The sequence below is a fragment of the Terriglobia bacterium genome (assembly GCA_036496425.1).
GTDB lineage: Bacteria > Acidobacteriota > Terriglobia > 20CM-2-55-15 > 20CM-2-55-15 > 20CM-2-55-15.
Window position 1 is genome coordinate 1 of sequence record DASXLG010000397.1, and the last position, 6,461, is coordinate 6,461.

Genomic DNA, 6,461 nt, shown 5'->3' on the forward strand with positions numbered 1-6,461 from the left:
AACGACTGCGGAACTCCGACTGGCACCGACATATCGGTTGGCGCAACCGTGGAAGCCGTTGCCGCAATCTGGAGACGCCGCTCGATCTCGCGAACATCATTGGTGTATTCATCCAGCCGCCTGCGATCGGAAGCACCGAAGGTTCCGCGAAGCCGGGAGAGCGAGTCCCCCAGCGAATCCAGGATGCTGCGATCCAACGACCGGCGTTCCGCGCGCTCCTCGACCGTTCCGCCGTCTCCGAACATCCGCTCGAAAACCACCTGAGGATTGAGTTCCATCGGCAAAGGGTCCGTCGGCGACGACCACGAAATCGTGTTCGTGTATACGCAGCTGTAACCCTCGCCGCAGTTGCTCGAGTTCGAGCCCGGATCTTCAACCGCGAACTGCATTGAAGGGAGCAGCGAGTTCTGACCGATCTTCTGTGCGATTATCTGATCGATCGTTGTTCCCGCATACACGTCCGCACCGACGGTCTTCCTGGGTTTGTTCGCGCACAGGAACGCGGCCGCAACCCAATGGTCGGCGCCTGTTACTCCAGGAGGCGGTTCGGCCGACCTGGAATGCAGTCCGCTGAGGATCGTGACGTCTTTGAAGGGCTCCAGCGGTTTATAGATAAAAGGGAATTCAAACCCCGCACCTTCCTTACTCGGTATCCAATAACCAGGAGCCATGCCGTGCGGCGCAAAAACGCCGACAAACCGGGGAACTCCCGCCGCCGCGGTCTGTGCTGCCGCCGTCGCCGCTGGCACCATGGCCTCCAGGAAAGGCAGTGCGAGCGCCGCTCCCGCACCTCGCAAAACCGAGCGTCTTGAAATATGCTTTTTTGTAATAAACATCGAATTTTGCCCCTGTGTGTTAGTTAGTCCAGTGTGTTAGTTAGCACTGTCCAATTCCTTCATGTTCATCCGGAACGCCGGACTTCGAACGATACCCTGCACGATCGAAGAGAACTTATATTTGCCGGGAGCCGAGTCGTGCACGATCGATCGTACCAGCGGCATGTCCTGATACTCCACGCCGCGGCCCAACCCGTAGATCAGGAGCTTTTCGGTCACGACGCGCACGAACTGATCTGAATACCGGACCATCACGTTACGCAGACTGGCAACGCCATCGAGCTTCGTTCCGTCGACGAGGACGCCAGTAGCATCGATCGGAGCCCCCTCGTCTTGCGTGCGCCATGCCGCGACGGCATCGAAATTCTCGAGCGCAAGCCCAATCGGTTCGAATATCCGATGGCAGCTTGCACAAGTTGGATTGCTGTGATGGGCTTCCATCCTCTGGCGCATGGTGGGTGTTTTCAAATTTCCCGTAGAATCCGCAGCCTGCTCTTTAATCGCCGGCACATTCGGCGGCGGATCGGGCGGACTCACGCCAAGGAACGTCTGGAGGAACCATTTGCCGCGGGCCACCGGCGATGTCCGGGCGGGCTGCGACGTCACCGTCAACAGAGCTCCCTTGCCGAGCAGGCCCCGACGCATGTCGAGGTCCGGCGTCAGAGTTATGCGGCGGAACTGCGGACCATACAGGTTCGGAATGCCGTAGTGCCTCGCAAGACGTTCATTGACGAAGGTGTAATCCGCCGTCAACAGGTCCAGAACGCTCCGGTCTTCGTGGACAATGCTGTCGAAGAACAGTTCGATCTCTGTCTGGAATGCAAGACGGAGATTGTCATCGTAGTCCGGGAATATATTGACCACCGGTTCCATGGTCTTCAACGAACGAACGCTCAACCACTGGCCGGTAAAGTTCCGGATCAGGGCTTCGGACTTCGGATCCGCGAGCATCCGTTTGACCTGCTGATCGAGTACGGCTTGATTTTGGAGTTTGCCCTGGACCGCCAGATCGATCAGTTGATCGTCAGGAACGCTGCTCCACAGGAAGAAGGACAGGCGCGATGCCAGTTCGAGATCGGAGAGGCGATAGGATCTGCCGACGCCGGCGCCAACAGGTTCGCGTTCGCCACGGTACACAAATTCCGGATCCGCGAGAATGCGCTGCAGCGCCACTTCGATTCCCTTATCGAACGAGCCGCCGTTCTTTCGGCCCTCCAGATAAAAGGTCGTCAACGATTCCAGGTCCGCCGGAGTCGAAGGGCGGCGGAACGCGTGCTTCACCAGCGTTGAAATAATCGTGCGCGCGCATTGCGATTCCTCACGAACGCTTGCCGGCCGGCAAACGAAAATCTTGTTCCGGCTGGCTGTATCCGTTACTCCCGTCACCCGGTAGGGACCTTCGATAATGACTTGGCCGACGTGCGGGTAGAACTGGAATCCCGGGATGCTGCCCGGAGCGTTCATCGTGCGCTCGAACGGTTTATTCAACTCGCTTCCCGGAATGTCGTTCGTGACACGGAAGGTAACGCTGACAGTATGCAGTCCTGCCTTGATCGCCACTTTTGGCGTGGCCGCGCCCTTACCTCGGGTGGTGGCGATTTCTTTGTCCCAGTCGAATGAATTCACACGTGCGGAATCGACGAAAACATCAAGCCGCTCCCCGGTAATTCCGCCGAGTACGCCCTGGCTATAGCCCGTGATGGCTTTGACAGTGAAGGCATATTCACCGTCGGCAGGAAACTGATACGGGATAAGAATACCTCCACGGGTTCCACGCGGCATTCCATCAACGTGATAATTCTGAGCAGTATCCGCCGGCACATCAAATACGGCCTGTGTGGCCGAGGAGACATCGCCGATCGCAAGACGGCTGATCTTTCCGGAAGCGGACAGATACGCCTCCATCAATGCCGGCGACATTTTCAACGCTCCGGCAATATTGTCGAATCCGCGCGTGGAATCGTCGGACGGAAGGAATTTTGCGGCGTCAACCTCAAGCCCGATAACGTCGCGAATCGCGTTGGCATATTCCCCGCGATTCAAACGATGCAGGCCCGGCGGCGGCAGAGCCACGTGCGCGGTGCGATCGAGTTCCTTCTCCATGGACTGGATGAACGTTTCAAGCGCGGCCGGATCCGGCCGTTTCATCCCCGTCGGAGGCATCATTCCCGCGCGAAGCTTTCGCACGATCTTTTCGCCGACCTCGGCATGATCGCCAAGATGGGTAAAGTCGAACTGATCCAGCATCAGATTCGCGGTTTTCGAACGTGTGTTGTGACATGTCACACAGTACTGATCGACAAGCGCGCGCTGCATTGCGGCATCAGGTGCAGCGACTCCCGCCCCCTTTGTTGGCGCAGCCTGACCTGGCGCCGCTTTTTGCGATGCCGAAAAGAAGAGAATCGGCAGGATTGCCGCACAACCGAATGCAAGTAGTTTCAAGATTGCCCTCCGAACTTCAGCCGACTCTCGAATTATTGCTTAATGACCTTGAATTATCCGCAAGCGTAGCCCACCGCGAAGCTCCCGTCCATCAAAACTTGCATATCAGACCCTTGCGGCCCGATGAGCGGAAGTATATACTCCCGCCACTTGTCAGTCCTGACAGTGAATGAGGAGGATATATAAGGATGTCGCGGACCGTATTTCATTGGTTGGCTGCCGGAGTGGGGTTGCTGATAGCGGCCACACCCGTACTGGCGCAATTCCACAGCATGACTGCAAAATTCGATCCAAGCAAAGCGAGGACGCTGAACGGGATTGTGACCAAGCTGGATTGGGCAAATCCGCACGTCCACATCCTCATGGACGTGTCCGAGGGAAAGACTGTCACAAGCTGGGCAGTCGAGTTGGAAGACACCATAGACCTCGAGAGGAGCGGTTGGACCTTCAACACGTTGAAGCCCGGTGACCTGGTTACCGTGAAAGGCATGACCTCCAGGGATGGGAGCCCGCAGATCTGGGGAGACTCGGTTGTTCTGACCGCCAGCGGCAAGCGAGTTCTGGAGATGTCGGCAGCCGCGAAGGCGGCATTGGTGCCGACGCCAAACCTGCCCAGCCGCCCGGCCCCGCGCTGGCCAGACGGCAAGCCCAACCTGGGTCCGCTCCCGGGCGAGAAGGGATACTGGGGAAAGCCCAGTGCCACGTCGTTGATGGAGACTGGCGTCAACGTCCAGGTGGATGCGGGCGGCCTCTTGCGCAACATCGCGGATGCGGACAAAGTGGCTCCCTTTCAGAAGTGGGCCAGAGACCTTTACGAATACCGGCAGCGCAATTTCCTGAGAGACGACCCGATGTTTCTGGATTGCAAACCGCCCAGCGCCATCCGCGAGTTTCAAATGCCTTACGGAGTTCAATTCCTCGAGGAAAAAGACCACGGGCGCATTTTCCTGATCGAGGGTGGTGGGAACCACGTCTGGCATTTCATTTACACGGATGGCCGCCCTCAAACAGGCGACCTGCGCGGTAATAACGACAATCCACTGTACTACGGCAATGCCAGAGGAACGTGGCAGGGAGATACATTGGTTGTCGATTCGAAGAGTTTCAACGAGCAGTTCTGGATCAGCAATGGCGGGCTGCCCAGTACCAATCAGCTTCACATCGTGGAACGCTTTACTCGTACCGATTTCAATACGTTGAAATATGAGGTCACGATCGACGATCCGGGCGCCTATACCAGAACATGGTCCGCCGGCTGGAACCTTCAGTGGGTTCCCGAAGACCTGCCGGTCTTCTATTGCCAGGACAACAGACCGTAATCGTTTAGGAGGAAGAAATGTCTGCGAGGTTGCTTCGTTTTATTTGTCTGTTGTCCTGTTTATTATTTGCGGCATTGGTGTTTGCCCAGGAAGGACATCCTGTCAGGGGCACATGGGTCGGTGACTGGAGCCCGACCCCGGCACAGCGGAACCACCTGGTTGTCTTTATGGATTATGACGGCAAGAATATAACCGGTGTTGTGAACCCCGGTCCCAACGCCATTCCTATAACGCTGGCGCGACTCGACATAACGCCGGGAGGTCCGCCGGCCGGGCGGGGGCAACCGCCGCCGGCATTACCTATATTCAAGGTACACATCGAAGCCGCTGCAAAGGATGCGAAAGGCAATCCGATGAAGATCGTCGCCGATGGCACAATTCAGAACCTTGCCCTGCCGAACCGTGCGATTGCAGGGGTCTGGAGTCAAACCTCGGGCGGCAACACTGTAAAAGGCGAGTTCAACATTCACCGCCAGTAGGTGGGAAATCGGTTGACACGAATGGTTCGTCATATAGAGTTATATTTCAAATCGGCAAAGATAACGATCGGGAGGTCATCGTGCGATATCGTCTAATTTCTTTGGCAGCTGCAGCTGCCTTGGTGCTTTTGCCTGGGCTCGCTCACCAAACCTTCGGCCAAGGCCAGAATGGCGGGCAAGGAAGCGGCCGAGGACGTGGACGGGGGTCGGCCGCGGCACCCGCAAAGCCGACACCACGAAACCCGGATGGCACAGTGATCTGGGGAGCTGTCCCCGGCGAAAAAGGCCTGTGGAACGTGGCTGGTGGAACCTTTGCAGCTCCGGACCCGGCGCCTGGAGCCACGCCTGCCGCAAACGCATTTCCAGGAAAACCCACGCTGAGCCAGGTTCCATTCCAGCCCTGGGCACGGGCCGTCTACGACTATCGCCAGCAAAACCAGCTTGAACCCTACACCCGGTGCAAGCCATCTGGAGGATTCCGGCAGGTCGCGACCGCTTACGGGACTCAGTTTGAGTATTTTCCTGAACTCAAGCAGTTCTTTATCTTCCAGACGGGTGGCTCGCATAGCTACCGCACCATTTACATGGATGGCCGGTCTCATCCAAAGAATCTGGCGCCCAGCTATTACGGAGACAATATAGGTCACTTCGAAGGCGATACGCTGGTGGTAGACACGGTCGGATACAACGAAAGAATGTGGATCTCCAATCTGGAAGGTATGCCCTTCACCGGACAGCTTCACACGATTGAACGCTTTACGCGCATTAACTCCAACCAGATCAAATACGAAATGACGATCGATGATCCGGGCGCCTACACGAGGACATGGACGACCGGCTGGTACATCAACTGGAGCCCCGGCGTCGAGAGTTTTGAATTCGTCTGCCAGGACGGCAACCAGGCCTTTGACCTCATGGTCGGATCCCTGGAGCATGTCGACCGCAGCAGTCTCTTCGTTCCCTAATTCCTCAGAGGAGCCGGCGAAGCCTCAGCCGGCTCCTTGTCACGCCTTCTTTTGCCTGATAACAAACCTCGAATAAGCGATTCCCACTGATCAATTCACATTGCCCCAATCTCCCTGTAACCGTATAACCGTTCTGGCAAATTTCTAGTCGTGTAGTCGCTATCGATCAGGGACGAGGTGAAAAATTGGGGCGATGGGAAGTGTTTAATGGGAATCGCTTATTCGAAGTTTGTTATCAGGGGACTTGGAAGCTTCGGTCCCCCACAGGAGCGTTCGTTTAAAGCTTTTCCAGGATTTGTCTGAAGCCGGCGCGCAATCTTCGGCGCTAATGAAGAATGACCAGTTGGTGCTTGCCAGAAGTGCGCGGCAGTAGGAACAGGATTTGGAACGGTACCCGATTGGTTGGTTATGGATAGCGTC

Annotated in this window: 5 protein-coding genes; 3 read left to right on the forward strand and 2 right to left on the reverse strand. The window is 56.8% G+C overall.

Annotation, left to right across the window (positions count from 1 at the left end):
• A partial coding sequence (locus VGK48_29075) for a DUF1552 domain-containing protein (protein ID HEY2385247.1) occupies positions 1 to 836 on the reverse strand: 836 nt, incomplete at its 3' end.
• Positions 837 to 872: 36 nt separating this feature from the next.
• Positions 873 to 3,278 carry a DUF1592 domain-containing protein gene (locus tag VGK48_29080; protein ID HEY2385248.1) on the reverse strand — a complete coding sequence of 802 codons (2,406 nt, stop codon included), beginning with the start codon at positions 3,276 to 3,278 and terminating at the stop codon, positions 873 to 875.
• Positions 3,279 to 3,466: 188 nt separating this feature from the next.
• Between VGK48_29080 and VGK48_29085 the strand changes: the two genes are divergently transcribed.
• The 3 genes from VGK48_29085 (at position 3,467) to VGK48_29095 (ending at position 6,041) form a co-directional block, all read left to right on the forward strand.
• Complete coding sequence (locus VGK48_29085) at positions 3,467 to 4,597, forward strand: DUF6152 family protein (GenBank protein HEY2385249.1); 1,131 nt, start codon at positions 3,467 to 3,469, stop codon at positions 4,595 to 4,597.
• A gap of 17 nt (positions 4,598 to 4,614) precedes the next feature.
• Entirely contained in the window at positions 4,615 to 5,076 is a 462-nt protein-coding gene (locus VGK48_29090) for a hypothetical protein (protein HEY2385250.1), read from the forward strand.
• A gap of 254 nt (positions 5,077 to 5,330) precedes the next feature.
• Entirely contained in the window at positions 5,331 to 6,041 is a 711-nt protein-coding gene (locus VGK48_29095) for a hypothetical protein (GenBank protein ID HEY2385251.1), read from the forward strand.
• Positions 6,042 to 6,461: the final 420 nt, after the last annotated feature.

Bases quoted from the DNA above. Each gene is read 5' to 3' on its own strand.
- VGK48_29090 (HEY2385250.1), top strand. From the start codon at position 4,615: ATGTCTGCGAGGTTGCTTCGTTTTATTTGTCTGTTGTCCTGTTTATTA.
- VGK48_29085 (HEY2385249.1), top strand. From the start codon at position 3,467: ATGTCGCGGACCGTATTTCATTGGTTGGCTGCCGGAGTGGGGTTGCTG.